This is a genomic window from Castellaniella hirudinis (assembly GCF_047468865.1).
Classification (GTDB): Bacteria; Pseudomonadota; Gammaproteobacteria; order Burkholderiales; family Burkholderiaceae_B; genus Castellaniella; species Castellaniella hirudinis_A.
Genome location: NZ_JBLGTV010000002.1, coordinates 164988 through 181264 on the forward strand (window position 1 = coordinate 164988; position 16277 = coordinate 181264).

General features: G+C 63.2%; 12 protein-coding genes. 2 read left to right on the plus strand and 10 right to left on the minus strand.

Features of this window, described 5'->3' with window-relative positions:
* Positions 1-50: 50 nt before the first annotated feature.
* Positions 51-866, minus strand: a complete 816-nt coding sequence (gene aroE, locus ACMHYJ_RS04370; protein ID WP_414244988.1) for a shikimate dehydrogenase — start codon at positions 864-866, stop codon at positions 51-53.
* Positions 867-889: 23 nt separating this feature from the next.
* Complete coding sequence (locus ACMHYJ_RS04375; protein ID WP_414244989.1) at positions 890-3040, minus strand: sensor histidine kinase; 2151 nt, start codon at positions 3038-3040, stop codon at positions 890-892.
* Between the two features lie 122 nt (positions 3041-3162).
* On the opposite strand from ACMHYJ_RS04375, the gene ACMHYJ_RS04380 reads away from it, so the two are divergent.
* Both ACMHYJ_RS04380 and ACMHYJ_RS04385 read left to right on the plus strand, forming a co-directional pair.
* Entirely contained in the window at positions 3163-3831 is a 669-nt protein-coding gene (locus ACMHYJ_RS04380) for a response regulator (protein WP_414244990.1), read from the plus strand.
* An 87-nt stretch (positions 3832-3918) separates the two neighbouring features.
* Entirely contained in the window at positions 3919-4224 is a 306-nt protein-coding gene (locus ACMHYJ_RS04385; RefSeq protein ID WP_414244991.1) for a hypothetical protein, read from the plus strand.
* Between the two features lie 86 nt (positions 4225-4310).
* On the opposite strand, the gene rpoC is transcribed toward ACMHYJ_RS04385, so the two are convergent.
* The 8 genes from rpoC to secE form a co-directional block, all read right to left on the minus strand.
* Entirely contained in the window at positions 4311-8570 is a 4260-nt protein-coding gene (gene rpoC / locus ACMHYJ_RS04390) for a DNA-directed RNA polymerase subunit beta' (protein WP_414244992.1), read from the minus strand.
* The gene (rpoB, locus tag ACMHYJ_RS04395) at positions 8570-12673 is read right to left on the minus strand and encodes a DNA-directed RNA polymerase subunit beta (RefSeq protein ID WP_414244993.1); all 4104 of its coding nucleotides are present in this window, start codon (positions 12671-12673) and stop codon (positions 8570-8572) included. Before rpoB ends, rpoC begins: the two co-directional genes overlap by 1 nt.
* Positions 12674-12858: 185 nt before the next feature.
* On the minus strand, positions 12859-13236 hold the full coding sequence (rplL, locus tag ACMHYJ_RS04400) for a 50S ribosomal protein L7/L12 (RefSeq protein WP_414244994.1): 378 nt from the start codon (positions 13234-13236) through the stop codon (positions 12859-12861).
* 70 nt (positions 13237-13306) lie between these two features.
* Positions 13307-13831 carry a 50S ribosomal protein L10 gene (rplJ, locus tag ACMHYJ_RS04405; protein ID WP_414244995.1) on the minus strand — a complete coding sequence of 175 codons (525 nt, stop codon included), beginning with the start codon at positions 13829-13831 and terminating at the stop codon, positions 13307-13309.
* 217 nt (positions 13832-14048) lie between these two features.
* The gene (gene rplA / locus ACMHYJ_RS04410) at positions 14049-14750 is read right to left on the minus strand and encodes a 50S ribosomal protein L1 (RefSeq protein WP_414244996.1); all 702 of its coding nucleotides are present in this window, start codon (positions 14748-14750) and stop codon (positions 14049-14051) included.
* A gap of 2 nt (positions 14751-14752) precedes the next feature.
* Positions 14753-15187 carry a 50S ribosomal protein L11 gene (rplK, locus tag ACMHYJ_RS04415; RefSeq protein ID WP_414244997.1) on the minus strand — a complete coding sequence of 145 codons (435 nt, stop codon included), beginning with the start codon at positions 15185-15187 and terminating at the stop codon, positions 14753-14755.
* Between the two features lie 130 nt (positions 15188-15317).
* A complete protein-coding gene (gene nusG, locus ACMHYJ_RS04420) occupies positions 15318-15851 on the minus strand; it encodes a transcription termination/antitermination protein NusG (protein ID WP_414244998.1) in 534 nt (177 codons plus the stop codon).
* Between the two features lie 14 nt (positions 15852-15865).
* Positions 15866-16246 (minus strand): preprotein translocase subunit SecE, encoded by a 381-nt coding sequence (secE, locus tag ACMHYJ_RS04425; protein ID WP_414244999.1) that lies wholly within the window; start codon positions 16244-16246, stop codon positions 15866-15868.
* Positions 16247-16277: the final 31 nt, after the last annotated feature.

The following is a 16277-nucleotide window of genomic DNA, read 5'->3' on the forward strand; positions in this document are numbered from 1 at the left end:
GGCGCACAGGGCCCGGCGGGGTAATCAAAGGCCCTTCAATCAAGGGCCCTTCAATATTGCCGCAACAAGGCCCGCACGGCCGCCACGTCCGGGCGCACGCCCCGCCAAATGACGAAAGACTCGGCGGCCTGCCCCACCAGCATGCCCAACCCATCCGCCACCCGCGCGGCGCCCTGGCGGCGGGCATCGGCCATGAACGGCGTGTCGCCCTTGCCGTAGACCATATCGTAAGCCAATGCATCGGGCGCATACAGGCCGGCGCCCAGATCCAGCCCCTGCGCGCTCAAGCCGGCGGAAGTCGCGTTGATGACCACATCGAAGCGGCCGCCGGCCCCGGCCGCCAAATCGCCGGCGGCCACCGGATAAGCGCCGGCCCAGGGCGCAATCAAGGCCCGGGCTTTCTCGACGCTGCGGTTGAGCAGCAGCAGCTGGCGCGGCCCGGCCTGCAGCAAGGGCAGCAGCACGCCCCGCGCCGCGCCGCCCGCCCCCACCAGCAGCACCCGGGCCCCGGCCAAAGGCTTGCCGATCTGATCGCGGATATCCTGCACCAAGCCCAGGCCGTCCGTGTTGTCGCCCAGAATGCCATCCGGCGTAAAGCTCAGGGTATTGACCGCCTGGGCGGCCTGCGCGCGCGCGCTCAGGCGATCCGACAGGGCCAGCGCCTGCAGCTTGAAGGGCGCGGTGACGTTCATGCCCTTGCCGCCTCGCGCAATGAACCCCCGCACCGTGGCGTCGAAATCATCCACCTCGGCCAGCAAAGCCTCGTAGGACAGATCGTGCCCCAACTGGCGGGCGAAGGCGGCATGGATAATGGGCGACTTGGATTGCGCAATCGGGTTGCCAATGACGGCATATTGGTCGGTCATGTCGGTGTTTCGATCCTTGGCTTTCAAGTGTTTCGGCCCGCTTCCAGCGGTATGAACAGCTGCAAGGCGGTGCCTTGTCGGGTCGATTCTAACGCCCGCACCGATCCCCCCAGCGCATCCAGACGGCGGCGCAGGTTGGCCAGGCCATGGCCGCCGCAATCGGGCCGGTCAGCGCTCAGGCCGCAGCCGTTGTCCGAGACCGACAGGATCAGCGCGCCCTGATCGCACTGGATGTCGACGGCCACCCGGCTGGCTTGCGCGTGGCGGATCACATTGCTGATCAGCTCTCGCAGAACGGACGTCAAGTGCTTGAAGACGACATAATCCAGCTGCAGGCCGGGGTCGAGCGCCCGATCCCGCCAATCCAGCTGGATGCCGGCCGCTTCCAGGCGGTTCGCCAGTTCAGAGCGCAAATCGGCCTGCACGGCGGCCCAGGGGTGCTGTTCGCCGCTCAAACCCTGCACGATCACCCGCATTTCCCCCATGGCCTGGGTCAGGCTGTCGTGGGCCTGATCCAGATTGCGCTGGTGCAGGCCGGACAGCAGAATGGCCCCCAGATCGTCATGCAGATCCTGGGCAATGCGCTGGCGTTCTTCACGCGCCCCCTGGGCATAGGCTTCGCGGCTTTCTTCCGCATAGGCCAGCATGGCGCTGATCTGGCGCGCGCGGGCCAAGTCCAGCGAACTGAACAAGCGCCGGCCCTGGCCGGGATAGCGCAGCCGCAAGGCGGGGGCGTGGGCGGCGGCGGGGAAGCTCAGGCTGAGACCATCGTCACCCAGGGTCACTTGCTCCTGGGCGGCAACCGCCTGGATCTCCAAAGGAGCGAACTGCGCCTGCAGCAGGGCTTTCCAGCGGCGCGTGCATTCATCGGCGCTGGGGGCCAGCGCCACGCGGGTCACACTATTGAACAGGTTGCCCGGCGGCACGGGCGGCGAAACAAGCCGCGCCCACAGCCAATTGCGAAAAGGCAGCCACAACAATGCGCAAACCAGCAGCGACAGACTGAGCGACCAGCCCGAGGGCAGTTGCAGGCCGAATACCAGCAGCAAATCCAACCCGACCAGGGCCAGCGCGCCCACCACCCAGGCAATCGCCCTGAACCACCAGAGGCCCAGGTCGAACAGGCGATAGCGCAGCACCCCCAGCGCGATACCGCCATACATCAAGAGAAACAGCAGAAAGCTGTAACCCTGCAGACGCCCGGTATCGACCTCGATGATCTGCGGCACCATGATCAGCAGGACAAACAGGCTGACCCCCACCAGCCAGGACAGCAGAAACCAGCGCAGCGCCGCCCGGGCGATGGGGTCGCGGTATGCCCTCAGCCACTGGATCAATGCCAGCGCGGTGCTGGCGATCAGCGCCGCGAACACCGGAACCCGGCGCCCCAGCATGACGGAGTCGAAGGCGCCAAAGGCCTGGGCCACGAACCACAGCGCATAGGCGGACAGGATCAGCAAACCCAGCCAGGCGGGGGCCAGGCGCCGCGGATACACCAGCAGCAAGGCGGTAAAACTGGCGCAAAACATCAAGCCGCCGCCGAAATTCATGGTTTTCAGGACGATCATTTCGCTCAAGGGGATAGCCAGCTCCCGGGTGGTGTAGACCGCCGCACCCGGAGCAAACATCAGCGTGGTGGCCCCATTGAACAGCAAGTAGCGCACGCCGCTTTGCCGGGGCCGAAACGCCCAGACGGCGGAGACAATCAGCCAGGCAATCAGCCCCACGGCGACTTGCACCCAGAAATCCACGGGCAGCGTCCACAGCGGCCGCCAAGGCGCCGGCGTCAGGCTGAATATCCGGCCCTGGCGGTCGCTGAGTTGCACCCGGGGCGCATCCTGGATGTCGGCCAGCTGCCCCATGTTTTTCAAGAATTGATGATATTCGGGGTATGTGCGGACATTGCCATCGGGCTCGACAATGAAGTCCAGCGCGCTGAACCGGTGGATATCGCCCCCGCCCTGGATAGCCACCAGCTGACTGCCGACCGGGATATGCGCCCCGGGCCCTTGATGCGCCAGCACGATGGCGGCCTGATCCTGGTGGCTCCAGGCCAGGTGCAGGCCCAGCCAGGGCCGGCTTTGTGCCATATACACAAGCGCAATGATCAGCAGCACACCAAAAACGGCGGCGGCCAGCAAGCGTCTGCCAGGCGCAAAATCTGGAATCTTCATGTCGGACGGGGCAGGAAGGGGGCCGCAGGTGGGAAAATGTGATCGCGTACCATAACATTCCCGCATAATTGACGCCATCATTTCGACGCCATGATGCGCGGCCGGACAGGATGAGAACCCCCATGAAAATACCGCCCCCCTTCCCGGCCGCCGGCCAGCCGATCCGCCACTGTCTGCTGGTGGACGACCAGCCGGATGCGCTGGCCCTGCTGGCCGGCCTGGTTCAGTCCGTCTTTCCCGCCGCGCGGCAGGTGCACGCCGACAGCCTGGACGCCGCCTTGCGCGCCTTGCCGACGCAGCGCTACGACCTGGCCCTGATCGACCTGGAACTGGGCGATGGCAATGGCTGCGCCCTGATTACCCGGCTGCGCCGGCAGCAAAGCCAATGTCTGTGCGTGGTCAGCACGATTTTCGAGGATGACGACGCGCTGGTGTCGGCCTTGAAGGCCGGGGCTCAGGGCTACCTCCTGAAAGGGCAGCCCGCCGACCAGGTTCGCCTGCAGTTGCAGGGCATGGGCTCGGGCCTGCCGCCCCTGTCGCCGGCCATTGCCCGGCGGCTGATCCAGTATTTTCAGCAAGCAGCCCCCGAGATCGAAGACGGCGGCCTGAGCGAACGCGAAAAAGAAGTGCTCAGTCTGCTGGCCAAGGGCCTGCGCTTATCCGAAATCGGCCGGTTGCTGGGGATTTCCCGTCATACCGTGGGGGATCACGTCAAGTCCATTTACCGCAAGCTGAATATCAGCAGCCGCGCCGAAGCGGCCTTGTTCGCCCAGCGGCTGAAACTCGTCTGAAGAGTCATATCCGGGCAACGCGGTTGCGGTTGCATTCTATTTTCGTACTATAGTGCCTTCGTATTTCGGTATTGATTGGAGGCAACCATGCCTACACTCGCCCACCCGCCCGTGGTGAAGCTCGTTGGTGCCAACGGGCAGATTTCCCTGGGTAAGCAGTTCGCTGGGCGCCAGGTGCTGGTAGAAGAACAGGAGCCCGGCGTATGGCTGGTGCGCACGGCCACCGTGGTGCCGGACAACGAACGCTGGCTGCACAGCGAGGCGGCCGCCGCCGACCTGCACGAAGCGCTGGCGTGGGCGCAGTCCCACCCCGCCAGCGATGAAGCCACCGTCCGGCTGGACTTGAACAACCCGGCTTCCCCCGATCACGACGCCACTTACGGGCGCAAGTGAGCGCGTTGGGCGATGCGCGGCGCGACATAAAAAACAGGCCCTGGTTTTCAAGCATCGAAAACCAGGGCCTGCCATCGCCGGCTTATTTATTCTTCGGCAGCGGCATCCAGGCCGGCGGCGGGATCCGCCGCTGTGCCGGCGTCATCGGATCCGACGTGCGCCATTTCCGACGGATCGGCAAACGGGTTGGCGAGTTCGCGGGCGGCGGCGCGCTCGGCGGCTTCGAAGATTTCCCTGTCGTGGCGGGCGGCATGGTAGGACATGCCGGTACCGGCCGGGATCAAGCGGCCCACGATGACGTTTTCCTTCAGGCCGCGCAGGTCGTCGCGCTTGCCCATGATGGCCGCTTCGGTCAGCACCCGGGTGGTTTCCTGGAAGGAAGCCGCCGAGATGAACGAATCGGTGGACAGCGAGGCCTTGGTGATGCCCAGCAGGATGTTGTCATAGGTGGCCGGCAGCTTGCCTTCGGCTTCCATGCGGTCGTTGGCGTTCAGCAGTTCGGCGCGCTCCACCTGTTCGCCGGTGATGAAGTCGGTATCGCCCGGGTTGGTGATGTTCACGCGGCGCAGCATCTGGCGCACGATGACTTCAATGTGCTTGTCGTTGATCTTCACGCCCTGCAGACGATAGACGTCCTGGACTTCGTTGACCACATAAGAAGCCAGCGGCTCGATCCCCTGCAGGCGCAGGATATCGTGCGGGTCGGCGGGGCCGTCGACCACCAGTTCGCCCTTGTTGACCACCTGGCCGTCGTGCACCAGCACCTGCTTTTCCTTGGAAATCAGGAATTCGTGGCTGACGCCTTCCATGTCGGTGATGACCAGGCGCTGCTTGCCCTTGGTGTCCTTGCCGAAAGACACGGTGCCGGTGACTTCCGCCAGTACGCCCGCGTCTTTGGGGGAACGGGCCTCGAACAGCTCGGCCACGCGCGGCAGACCCCCGGTAATGTCGCGGGTCTTTTGCGATTCTTGCGGAATCCGCGCCAGGAAGTCGCCCACGCCGACGGCCTGGCCGTCGCGCACGGTGATCAGCGCGCCCACGGGCAGCGAAATCGCCACCGCGTGCTCGGTGCCCGCCACCTTGATTTCCTGCCCTTGATCGTCCAGCAGCAGGATTTGCGGCCGCCCGGCACCCTTGGTGCCGCGGGTCTTGGGCGTAATCACCACCAGCGTGGACAGGCCGGTGATTTCGTCCACCTGCTTGGCGACGGTCACGCCTTCCTCGATGTTGGCAAAGCGGATCGTGCCGGTGTATTCGGACACGATCGGGCGGGTCAAGGGATCCCAGGACGCCAGCTTGGTTCCGGCCTTGATGGTGTCGCTATCGCCCACCAGGATGGTGGCGCCATACGGCACCTTGTGGCGTTCGCGTTCGCGGCGGTTATCGTCGTAGACCACGATTTCGCCCGAGCGCGACACCGCGATGCGGTCGCCCTTGGCGTTGGTCAGATAGCGCAGACCGATGGCGAAGCCCACCGAACCGGCGGATTTGGTCTCGATGGAACTGGCCATGGCGGAACGCGATGCGGCCCCGCCGATGTGGAACGTGCGCATCGTCAGCTGCGTGCCGGGTTCGCCGATCGACTGGGCGGCAATCACCCCGACGGCCTCGCCCTTGTTCACCAGCGAACCCCGTCCCAGATCGCGCCCATAGCAATGGGCGCACAGGCCGTGGCGTGTTTCGCAGGTCAGCGGCGTGCGGATCTTGACCTCGTCGATGTTCAACTGTTCGATGAGTTCGACCTTGTCTTCGTCCAGCAACGTGCCTGCCGGGATGACGGTTTCCTGGGTGTCCGGGTTGACGACGTCAATGGCCGCCACACGGCCCAGGACGCGGTCGCCCAGGGCCTCGACGACTTCGCCGCCTTCCAGCAGGGCTTTCATGACGTAGCCGTGCGTGGTGCCGCAATCGTCTTCGGTGATGACCAGATCCTGGGTCACGTCCACCAGACGGCGCGTCAGGTAGCCCGAGTTGGCGGTCTTCAGCGCCGTATCGGCCAGGCCTTTGCGCGCCCCGTGCGTGGAGATAAAGTACTGCAGCACGTTCAGGCCTTCGCGGAAGTTGGCCGTGATGGGGGTCTCGATGATCGAGCCGTCCGGTTTGGCCATCAGGCCGCGCATCCCGGCCAGCTGGCGAATCTGGGCCGCCGAGCCCCGGGCGCCGGAATCCGCCATCATATAGATGGAGTTGAAGGATTCCTGGCGCGCTTCCTTGCCGTGGCGGTCGATGACGGGCTCGGTCGAGAGCTGTTCCATCATGGCCTTGCCGACGCGGTCGCCGGCCTTGCCCCAGATGTCCACCACGTTGTTGTAGCGTTCCTGGGCCGTGACCAGGCCGGACGAATACTGGCGGTCGATTTCCTTGACCTCGGCCGAAGCCTGGGCCAGGATGTCGCGCTTGGCGGTGGGCACCACCATGTCGCCCATGGCGATGGACACCCCGGCGCGCGTGGCCAGGCGATAGCCGGACTGCATCAGCTTGTCGGCGAAGATCACCGTGGCCCGCAGGCCGCAGCGCCGGTACGACATATTGATGAGCTTGGAGATTTCTTTCTTCTTCAGGGACTTGTTCAGCACGCTGAACGGCAGGCCCTGGGGCAGGATCTCGGATAGCAAGGCCCGGCCCACCGTGGTCTGGTGGCGGATGACCTGCTCGTGCCACTCGCCGTCCTCGCCCTTGGCGTATTCGGGAACCCGGGTGGTGATGCGGCTTTGCAGTTCGACTTCGTGATTGTCGTAGGCGCGCTGAACTTCGGCCAGGTCGGCCAGGAACATGCCCTCGCCCTTGCCGTTGATACGTTCACGCGTGGCGTAGTACAGGCCCAGCACGATGTCCTGCGACGGCACGATGGCGGGTTCGCCGTTGGCCGGGAACAGCACGTTGTTGGAAGCCAGCATCAGGGTGCGGGCTTCCAGCTGGGCTTCCAGCGACAGCGGGACGTGCACGGCCATCTGGTCGCCGTCGAAGTCGGCGTTGAAGGCGGCGCACACCAGCGGATGCAGCTGGATGGCCTTGCCTTCGATCAGTTGGGGCTCGAAAGCCTGGATGCCCAGACGGTGCAGCGTCGGTGCGCGGTTCAGCATCACCGGGTGTTCGCGGATGACTTCTTCCAGGATGTCCCAGACCACGGGTTCCTGGCTTTCGACCAGCTTCTTGGCCGCCTTGATGGTCGTGGCCAGACCCATCATTTCCAGGCGGTTGAAGATAAAGGGCTTGAACAGTTCCAGCGCCATCAGCTTGGGCAGGCCGCACTGGTGCAGGCGCAGCTGCGGCCCCACCACGATCACGGAACGGCCGGAATAATCGACGCGCTTGCCCAGCAGGTTCTGGCGGAAGCGGCCGCTCTTGCCCTTGATCATGTCGGACAGGGATTTCAGCTGGCGTTTGTTGGCCCCCGTCATGGCCTTGCCGCGGCGGCCATTGTCCAGCAGCGAATCGACGGATTCCTGCAGCATGCGCTTTTCATTGCGCAGAATGATGTCCGGGGCCTTCAGTTCCAGCAGGCGCTTCAGGCGGTTGTTGCGGTTGATGACGCGGCGGTACAGGTCGTTGAGGTCGGACGTGGCGAAACGCCCGCCGTCCAGCGGCACCAGCGGGCGCAGATCCGGCGGCAGCACCGGCAGCACTTCCATGATCATCCAGTCGGGCTTGATGCCGGACTTTTGAAAACCTTCCAGCACTTTCAGGCGCTTGGAGATTTTCTTGATCTTGGCATCCGAGCCGGTGGCCTTGAGTTCGGCGCGCAGGCGCTCGACCTCGGCGTCGATGTCGATGGTGCGCAGCAGTTCGCGCACGGCCTCGGCCCCCATCAGGGCCTGGAAGTCGTCGCCGTATTCTTCGGTCTTGGACAGGTAGTCGTCATCGGACATGATCTGGCCGCGCTTGAGCGGCGTCATGCCGGGCTCGATCACGCACCAGGCCTCGAAGTACAGCACGCGCTCGATGTCGCGCAGCGTCATGTCCAGAACCATGCCCAGACGCGACGGCAGGGACTTCAGGAACCAGATGTGCGCCACCGGGCTGGCGAGTTCGATGTGGCCCATGCGCTCGCGGCGCACCTTGGCCACCGTGACTTCCACACCACATTTTTCGCAGATGACGCCGCGGTGCTTCAGGCGCTTGTACTTGCCGCACAGGCACTCGTAGTCCTTGATCGGGCCGAAGATCTTGGCGCAGAACAGGCCGTCGCGTTCGGGCTTGAACGTGCGGTAGTTGATGGTTTCAGGCTTGCGAACCTCGCCGAAAGACCACGAGCGGATCTTTTCCGGCGATGCAATCCCGATCTTGATGGCATCGAATTGCTCGTCCTGCGAGACTTGCTTGAAGAGATCGAGTAGCGCTTTCATTATTTACGCTCCAGATCCATGTCCAGGGACAGGGATCGAATTTCCTTGACCAGCACGTTGAACGATTCGGGCATGCCCGCGTCGATCACGTGATCGCCCTTGACGATGTTCTCGTAGACCTTGGTGCGCCCGGAGATATCGTCGGATTTCACGGTCAGCATTTCCTGCAGGGTGTAGGCGGCGCCGTAGGCTTCCAGCGCCCAGACTTCCATTTCCCCGAAACGCTGACCCCCGAACTGGGCCTTGCCGCCCAGCGGCTGCTGCGTGACCAGCGAGTACGGCCCCGTGGAACGCGCATGCATCTTGTCGTCGACCAAGTGGTGCAGCTTCAGGAAGTGCATGTAACCCACCGTGACGGGCCGCTCGAATTCCTCGCCCGTGCGGCCATCGGTCAGCCAGGCCTGCGTGCGGCCGCTGGTGAGCTTCAGGCGCTCGGCGATGTCGTCGGGATAGGCGACTTCCAGCATGTGGGTGATGTCTTCTTCGGCGGCCCCGTCAAAGACCGGGGTGGCCAACGGCACGCCACGGCGCAGATTGCCGGCCATCGTCATGATTTCGTCATCGGACAGCTGTTCGAGCTTGACCGTGTCGCCGTAGATGGTTTCCAGCAGCTTGCGCACGGATTTCACCTGCACGCCGCGCTCCTCGCCCAGCATGTCGGCCACACGCTGGCCCAGGCCCTTGGCGGCCCAGCCCAGGTGGACTTCCAATACCTGGCCGATGTTCATCCGCGACGGCACCCCCAGCGGGTTCAGCACAATGTCCACCGGCGTGCCGTCGGCCATGTGCGGCATGTCTTCGACCGGGGTGATGCGCGACACCACGCCCTTGTTGCCGTGACGGCCGGCCATCTTGTCGCCCGGCTGCAGGCGGCGCTTGACGGCCAGGTAGACCTTGATCATCTTCAGCACGCCCGGCGGCAGTTCGTCGCCCTGCGTGAGCTTCTTGCGTTTTTCCTCGAAGGCCAGATCGAACTGGTGGCGTTTTTGCTCCAGGGCGTCTTTGACCTGCTCCAGGGAAACCGCCGCGTCCTCGTCGGCCAGGCGGATGTCGAACCACTGCCAGCGATCCAGGTCTTCCAGGTAGTCGGCGGCCAATTCGCTGCCCTTGGGCAGCTTGCGCGGGCCGCCATTGGCGGTCTTGCCCAGCAACTGCTTGCGCAGGCGGTCGAAGGCGTCGTTTTCAACGATGCGCAGCTGGTCGTTCAGGTCTTGGCGGTAGCGGCGCAGTTCGTCGTCGATGATGGACTGGGCGCGCTTGTCGCGCTCGATGCCCTCGCGGGTGAAGACCTGCACGTCGATGACCGTGCCGACCATGCCGGAGGGCACGCGCAGCGAGGTGTCCTTGACGTCGGAAGCCTTTTCGCCAAAGATGGCGCGCAGCAGCTTTTCTTCCGGCGTCAGCTGGGTCTCGCCCTTGGGCGTGACCTTGCCCACCAGCACGTCGTCGGCGCGGACTTCGGCGCCGATGTGCACGATGCCGGAGTCGTCCAGGCGATTGAGCTGCAGCTCGGCCAGGTTGGAGATGTCGCGGGTGATTTCCTCGGGCCCCAGCTTGGTGTCGCGGGCCACGACCGTCAGTTCTTCGATGTGGATCGACGTGTAGCGGTCGTCGGCCACGATGCGCTCGGAGATCAGCACCGAGTCCTCGAAGTTGTAGCCGTTCCAGGGCATGAACGCGATCAGCATGTTCTGCCCCAGGGCGAGTTCGCCCAGGTCGCTGGACGCGCCGTCGGCCAGCACGTCGCCTCGGGCCACCAGATCGCCGCGCGACACGATGGGCCGCTGGTTGATGTTGGTGTTCTGGTTGGAGCGCGTGTATTTTTTCAGGTTGTAGATGTCCACGCCGACTTCGCCGGCGATGTTTTCATCGTCGTTCACCCGGATCACGACGCGTTCGGCATCGACGAAATCGACGATACCGCCCCGCGTGGCCTGCACCGTGGTGCCCGAGTCGACCGCTACCGTGCGTTCGATCCCCGTGCCCACCAGGGGCTTTTCGGGCCGCAGGCAAGGCACGGCCTGGCGCTGCATGTTGGCCCCCATCAGGGCGCGGTTGGCGTCGTCGTGTTCCAGGAAGGGAATCAGCGATGCCGCCACGGACACGATCTGCGACGGCGCCACGTCCATGTAGTGGACGTTTTCCGGTGCCGTCAGCATGGTTTCGCCGGCCTCGCGGCAGGCCACCAGGTCGTCCTCGAAACGGCCGTCATCGTCCAGATGCGCATTGGCCTGGGCGATCACGTACTTGCTTTCCTCGATGGCCGACAGGTATTCGATCTGGTCGGACACCTTGCCGTCGATGATCTTGCGGTACGGGGTTTCCAGGAAACCGTATTCGTTCAGGCGGGCGTACAGGGCCAGCGAGTTGATCAGGCCGATGTTCGGGCCTTCCGGGGTTTCGATCGGGCAAACGCGGCCATAGTGCGTGGGGTGCACATCGCGCACCTCAAAGCCGGCGCGTTCACGCGTCAGGCCGCCCGGCCCCAGGGCCGAAATCCGCCGTTTATGGGTGATTTCCGACAGCGGATTGGTCTGATCCATGAACTGCGACAGCTGGCTGGATCCGAAGAATTCCTTGATGGCGGCGGAAATCGGCTTGGAGTTGATCAAGTCGTGCGGCATCAGGTTTTCGGTCTCGGCCTGGCCCAGACGTTCTTTGACGGCGCGCTCGACCCGCACCAGACCAGCGCGGAATTGATTTTCGGCGAGTTCGCCCACGCAGCGCACGCGGCGGTTGCCCAGGTGGTCGATATCGTCGATCTGGCCGCGACCGTTGCGCAGTTCGACCAGCACCTTGATGGTGTGCAAAATGTCGTCGTCGGTCAGCGTCAGCGGGCCGGCATTGCCTTCGTTCAGGCCCAGGCGGCTGTTGACCTTCATGCGGCCCACCCGCGACAGGTCGTAGGAGTCTTCCGAATAGAACAGGCGCTGGAACAAAGCCTCGACGGCTTCTTCGGTGGGCGGCTCGCCCGGGCGCATCATGCGATAGATGGCCACCCGCGCCGCCATCTGATCGGCGGTGTCGTCGGTGCGCAGCGTCTGCGAAATATACGCGCCTTCGCTCAGTTCGTTGACATAGAGGGTTTCGATGTCGCGGATGCCCGACGTGCGGAATTCGGCCAGCAGGGATTCGGTGATTTCGGCATTGGCCTGCGCCAGGACTTCGCCGGTATCGGGACTGACCACGTTCTTGGCCAGAATGCGCCCCAGCAGGTAGTCCTCGGGCACCGAAATGTGATCGACCTTGGCGTTGGTCAGGTCGCGCAGATGCTTGGCATTGATGCGCTTGTCCTTTTCGACGATCACATTGCCTTTCTTGTCGCTGATGTCAAAGCGCGCCACTTCGCCTTTCCAGCGCTCGGGCACGAATTCCAGCATGCCGCCTTCGTTGTGCAGAGCGATGTGGTCGAAGCTGGAGAAATAGGCCAGAATGGCTTCGGGCGTCATGCCCAGGGCCTTCAGCAAGATGGTCACCGGCATCTTGCGGCGACGGTCGATGCGGAAGAACAGGATGTCCTTCGGGTCGAATTCGAAGTCCAACCAAGAGCCGCGGTACGGAATCACCCGGGCGGAAAACAGCAGTTTGCCCGAGCTGTGCGTCTTGCCCCGGTCGTGCTCGAAGAAAACCCCCGGCGAACGGTGCAGCTGCGACACAATCACGCGCTCGGTGCCGTTGATCACAAAGGAGCCAGTGTCCGTCATCAGGGGGATTTCACCCATGTAGACTTCTTGTTCCTTGACTTCCTTGACGGTGGGTTTGCTGACTTCGCGGTCCATCAGCACCAGACGAACCTTGGCGCGCAGCGGCGACGCATACGTCAAACCGCGCAGCTGGCATTCCTTGACGTCGAACACCGGGGTGCCCAGCACATAGCTGACGAACTCCAGGCGGGCCATCTGGTTGTGGCTGACGATCGGGAAAATCGAATTGAAGGCCGCTTGCAGACCTTCATCTTTTCGTTTCGCTGGTGTAGTATCCGCTTGCAGAAAGGTCTTGAACGAATGCAATTGCGTTGCCAGCAGGTAGGGGACGCCTTGGACGTCCTCGCGCTTGGCAAAGCTCTTGCGTATGCGCTTCTTTTCGGTGTACGAATAAGGCATGAGCACTCCGACTCGAGGGTTGCTTAGGCCGTTAACCACGGCCATGGTTTACGACTCCAGAAAACCGGGCTCGGCGGCCGGCCAAGGCCCCAAACGCGGGTTTTCTGGAAACGCAAAAGCCCGGGAAGGCTTTAGGGCATGCTTTTCGGCATGCCCCCGGCTCCCCGGGCGCGACAGGCAAGGTCTTACTTCAGTTCGACCTTGGCGCCGGCGTCTTCCAGCTTCTTCTTGGCGTCTTCGGCGGCAGCCTTGTCCACGCCTTCCTTGACGGGCTTCGGTGCGCCATCGACCAGATCCTTGGCTTCTTTCAGGCCCAGACCGGTGATTTCACGAACCGCCTTGATGACGCTGACCTTGTTGGCGCCGACTTCGGCCAGAACAACCGTGAATTCGGTTTGTTCTTCGGCGGCGGCAGCACCGCCAGCGGCCGGGGCGGTAGCCACGGCGACAGCGGCCGCAGCGGCGGACACGCCGAATTTGTCTTCCATTTCTTTGATCAGCTCGGACAGTTCGAGCACGCTCATGGCGGCGATCGCGTCCAGGATTTCAGCTTTAGTTGCCATTTTTAGAACTCCAGATAATTAAATAAGCCAGGTTTGGTTGTCGCTATGTCGGAACGAAATCCACAGAAACTTAAGCAGCTTCTTTTTGATCGCGCACGGCCGCCAGGCCACGAACGAACTTGGTGGGGACTTCGTTGAGCGTACGCACAAACTGAGTGATCGGCGCCTGCATGGTGCCCATCAACATCGACAGCAATTCATCACGCGACGGCATCGTGGCCAGGGCCTTGACGCCATCCTGATCCAGCAGGCTGTTGGGCAAGGCCCCGCCTGAAATGACCAGTTTGCCGTTGGTTTTCGCGAAATCGGCCAGGACCTTGGCAGCGCTGACCGGGTCGTTGCTGATCGCGTAGATCAGCGGACCCGTCAACTGAGCGGACAAGCCTTCGAAAGGCGTGCCTGCCAGGGCGCGGCGCACCAGCGTGTTTTTAAGCACACGCAGATACACCCCCGATTCTCGCGCAGTTTTGCGCAATACGGTGACGGAAGCGACGTCCAGACCACGGTACTCGGCAATGACGATCGACTGGGCGCGACCGATTTCGGCCGAGACTTCCTCGATGACCACCGCCTTTTCTTGGCGATTGAGACTCATGGTTGAACACTCCTTCAAACGATACTGGGGAAACCCCCAGCATCAACCGAATGCGGCGCACCTGGACGAGTTCATAATGAAATCTTCCTGGGCGCCGTCTACGCTAGATCCGGCGGTGGCCGGGATTAAGCCGCCACCCTGCCGAAACAGGGCTTGGGCTCTAGCGGTCTTTGACAGCAGCGGCCCGCCCGGAGGCGAACCGCAGCCCAAAGTTCTGTTAAGCCTGCGCGGCCAAAGAGGCCAATTCGACGCGCGCGCCGCCACCCATGGTGGAGGACACGGCGACCTTGCGCAGGTAAATACCCTTGGCGGCAGCCGGACGGGCCTTGTTCAGGGCTTCGATCAGGGCAGCCAGGTTGGTCTGCAGTTTTTCGACGTCGAACGAAGCACGACCGATGGTGGCATGGATGATGCCGGCCTTGTCGGTGCGATACTGGATCTGGCCGGCCTTGGCGTTTTTCACCGCAGTGGCGACGTCGGGCGTGACCGTGCCGACCTTGGGGTTGGGCATCAGGCCGCGAGGACCCAGAACCTGGCCCAGCGCGCCCACGACGCGCATGGTGTCAGGCGAGGCGATGACCACGTCGAAGTCGATGTTGCCGGCCTTGATGCTGGCGGCCAGGTCGTCCATGCCGACGATATCGGCGCCGGCGGCCTTGGCGGCCTCGGCTTTTTCGCCCTGGGCGAAGACGGCGACCCGCATCGTTTTACCCGTGCCCGCGGGCAGCACGACGGAGCCGCGCACCAGCTGGTCGGATTTACGGGCGTCGATGCCCAGCTGCACGGCCACGTCGATGGATTCATCGAACTTGGCGGTGGCGGTTTCCTTGACCAAAGCCAGCGCGTCGGTCACGGGGTACAGTTTGGTGCGGTCGATCTTGGCCGCGATGGCGGCGGCGCGTTTACTGAGCTTGGCCATGATTACACCACCCCTTCGACGTCAATGCCCATGCTGCGGGCGCTACCGGCAATCGTCCGAACGGCGGCATCCAGATCGGCTGCCGTCAGGTCGGGTTCTTTGGTCTTGGCGATTTCCTCGGCCTGGGCGCGCGTCAGCGAACCGACCTTTTCGGAATTGGGCCGTGCGGAAGCCTTCTGGATGCCAGCAGCCTTCTTGATCAGGATGGTGGCCGGCGGCGTCTTCATGATGAAGGTGAAGCTCTTGTCGGCAAACGCGGTGATCACCACGGGGATCGGCAGACCGGGTTCCATGCCTTGGGTCTTGGCATTGAAGGCCTTGCAGAATTCCATGATATTCAGACCGCGCTGACCCAGCGCCGGCCCGATCGGGGGAGAAGGATTGGCTTTGCCAGCTGGCACTTGCAGCTTGATGAAGCCGACGATTTTTTTCGCCATGTGATGCTCCTGTCGGGTAATTGCGCCCTGCCGTCAAGACAGGGCTCCCCGGGTTGAATAAGCCGTCAGGCTTCGGCCGAAACGGTCAGCCCGGGAAAAGGCTGGCCGGGGCGGCCTGACGGCGCGGATGTCAGACTTTTTCGACCTGACTGAAATCGAGTTCGACCGGCGTGGCGCGACCGAAAATCGTGACGGACACGCGAACCTTGCTTTTCTCGTAGTTGACTTCTTCGACGTTGCCGTTGAAATCGGCAAACGGGCCTTCTTTGACCCGGACGGTTTCGCCGATCTCGAAAAGCACCTTGGGACGCGGTTTTTCCACGCCTTCTTCCATCTGGGACAGGATTTTCTCGACTTCGCGTTCGGAAATCGGGGCGGGACGATTGCCCGAGCCGCCCAGAAACCCGGTGACGCGGTTGGTGCTTTTTACCAAGTGCCAGGTCTCGTCGGTGAGTTCCATTTCGACCAGGACGTAGCCGGGGAAAATCCGGCGCTCGGTGATCGACTTACGGCCGTCCTTGATTTCGACGACTTCTTCGGAAGGAACCAAAATGCGCCCAAAGGCATCCTGCAGCTCGGCGCGCTCGATGCGTTCGACCAAGGCTTTGTGGACGCTTTTTTCCATGCCTGAATAGACATGGACGACGTACCATCGTTTGCTCATGCAGTGATTTTTCCTTAGTTCCAGCCCAGCAGCAGGCCGTAGATTACCCAGCCCAGCAGCTTGTCGGCCACCCACAACAGCGCGCCCATGGCCACCACGAAGGCAAATACGATGGCGGTCATGCGGGTGGTTTCCTGGCGCGAAGGCCAGACCACGCGGCGGGTTTCGTTGTAGGCTTCGCGGCCGAAAGCCAGGGTGCGGCGGCCCGTGTCGCTGAAAACGACAATCAGGGCGGCCGCGACCAGGCCGGCGATGAACGCGCCCACCCGGACATAGATATTCTGGTCGATCAGAACCGAATAGGCCACGATGCCTGCGGCCAGAATCAGCACGGCCAGGCCGAGCTTGAGCCGGTCTGCGGTTCTGTTGACGGTTTCGATGTTCTGATGAGACATGTTGTGGCGGCTGGCACCGCAATGGCGGTGA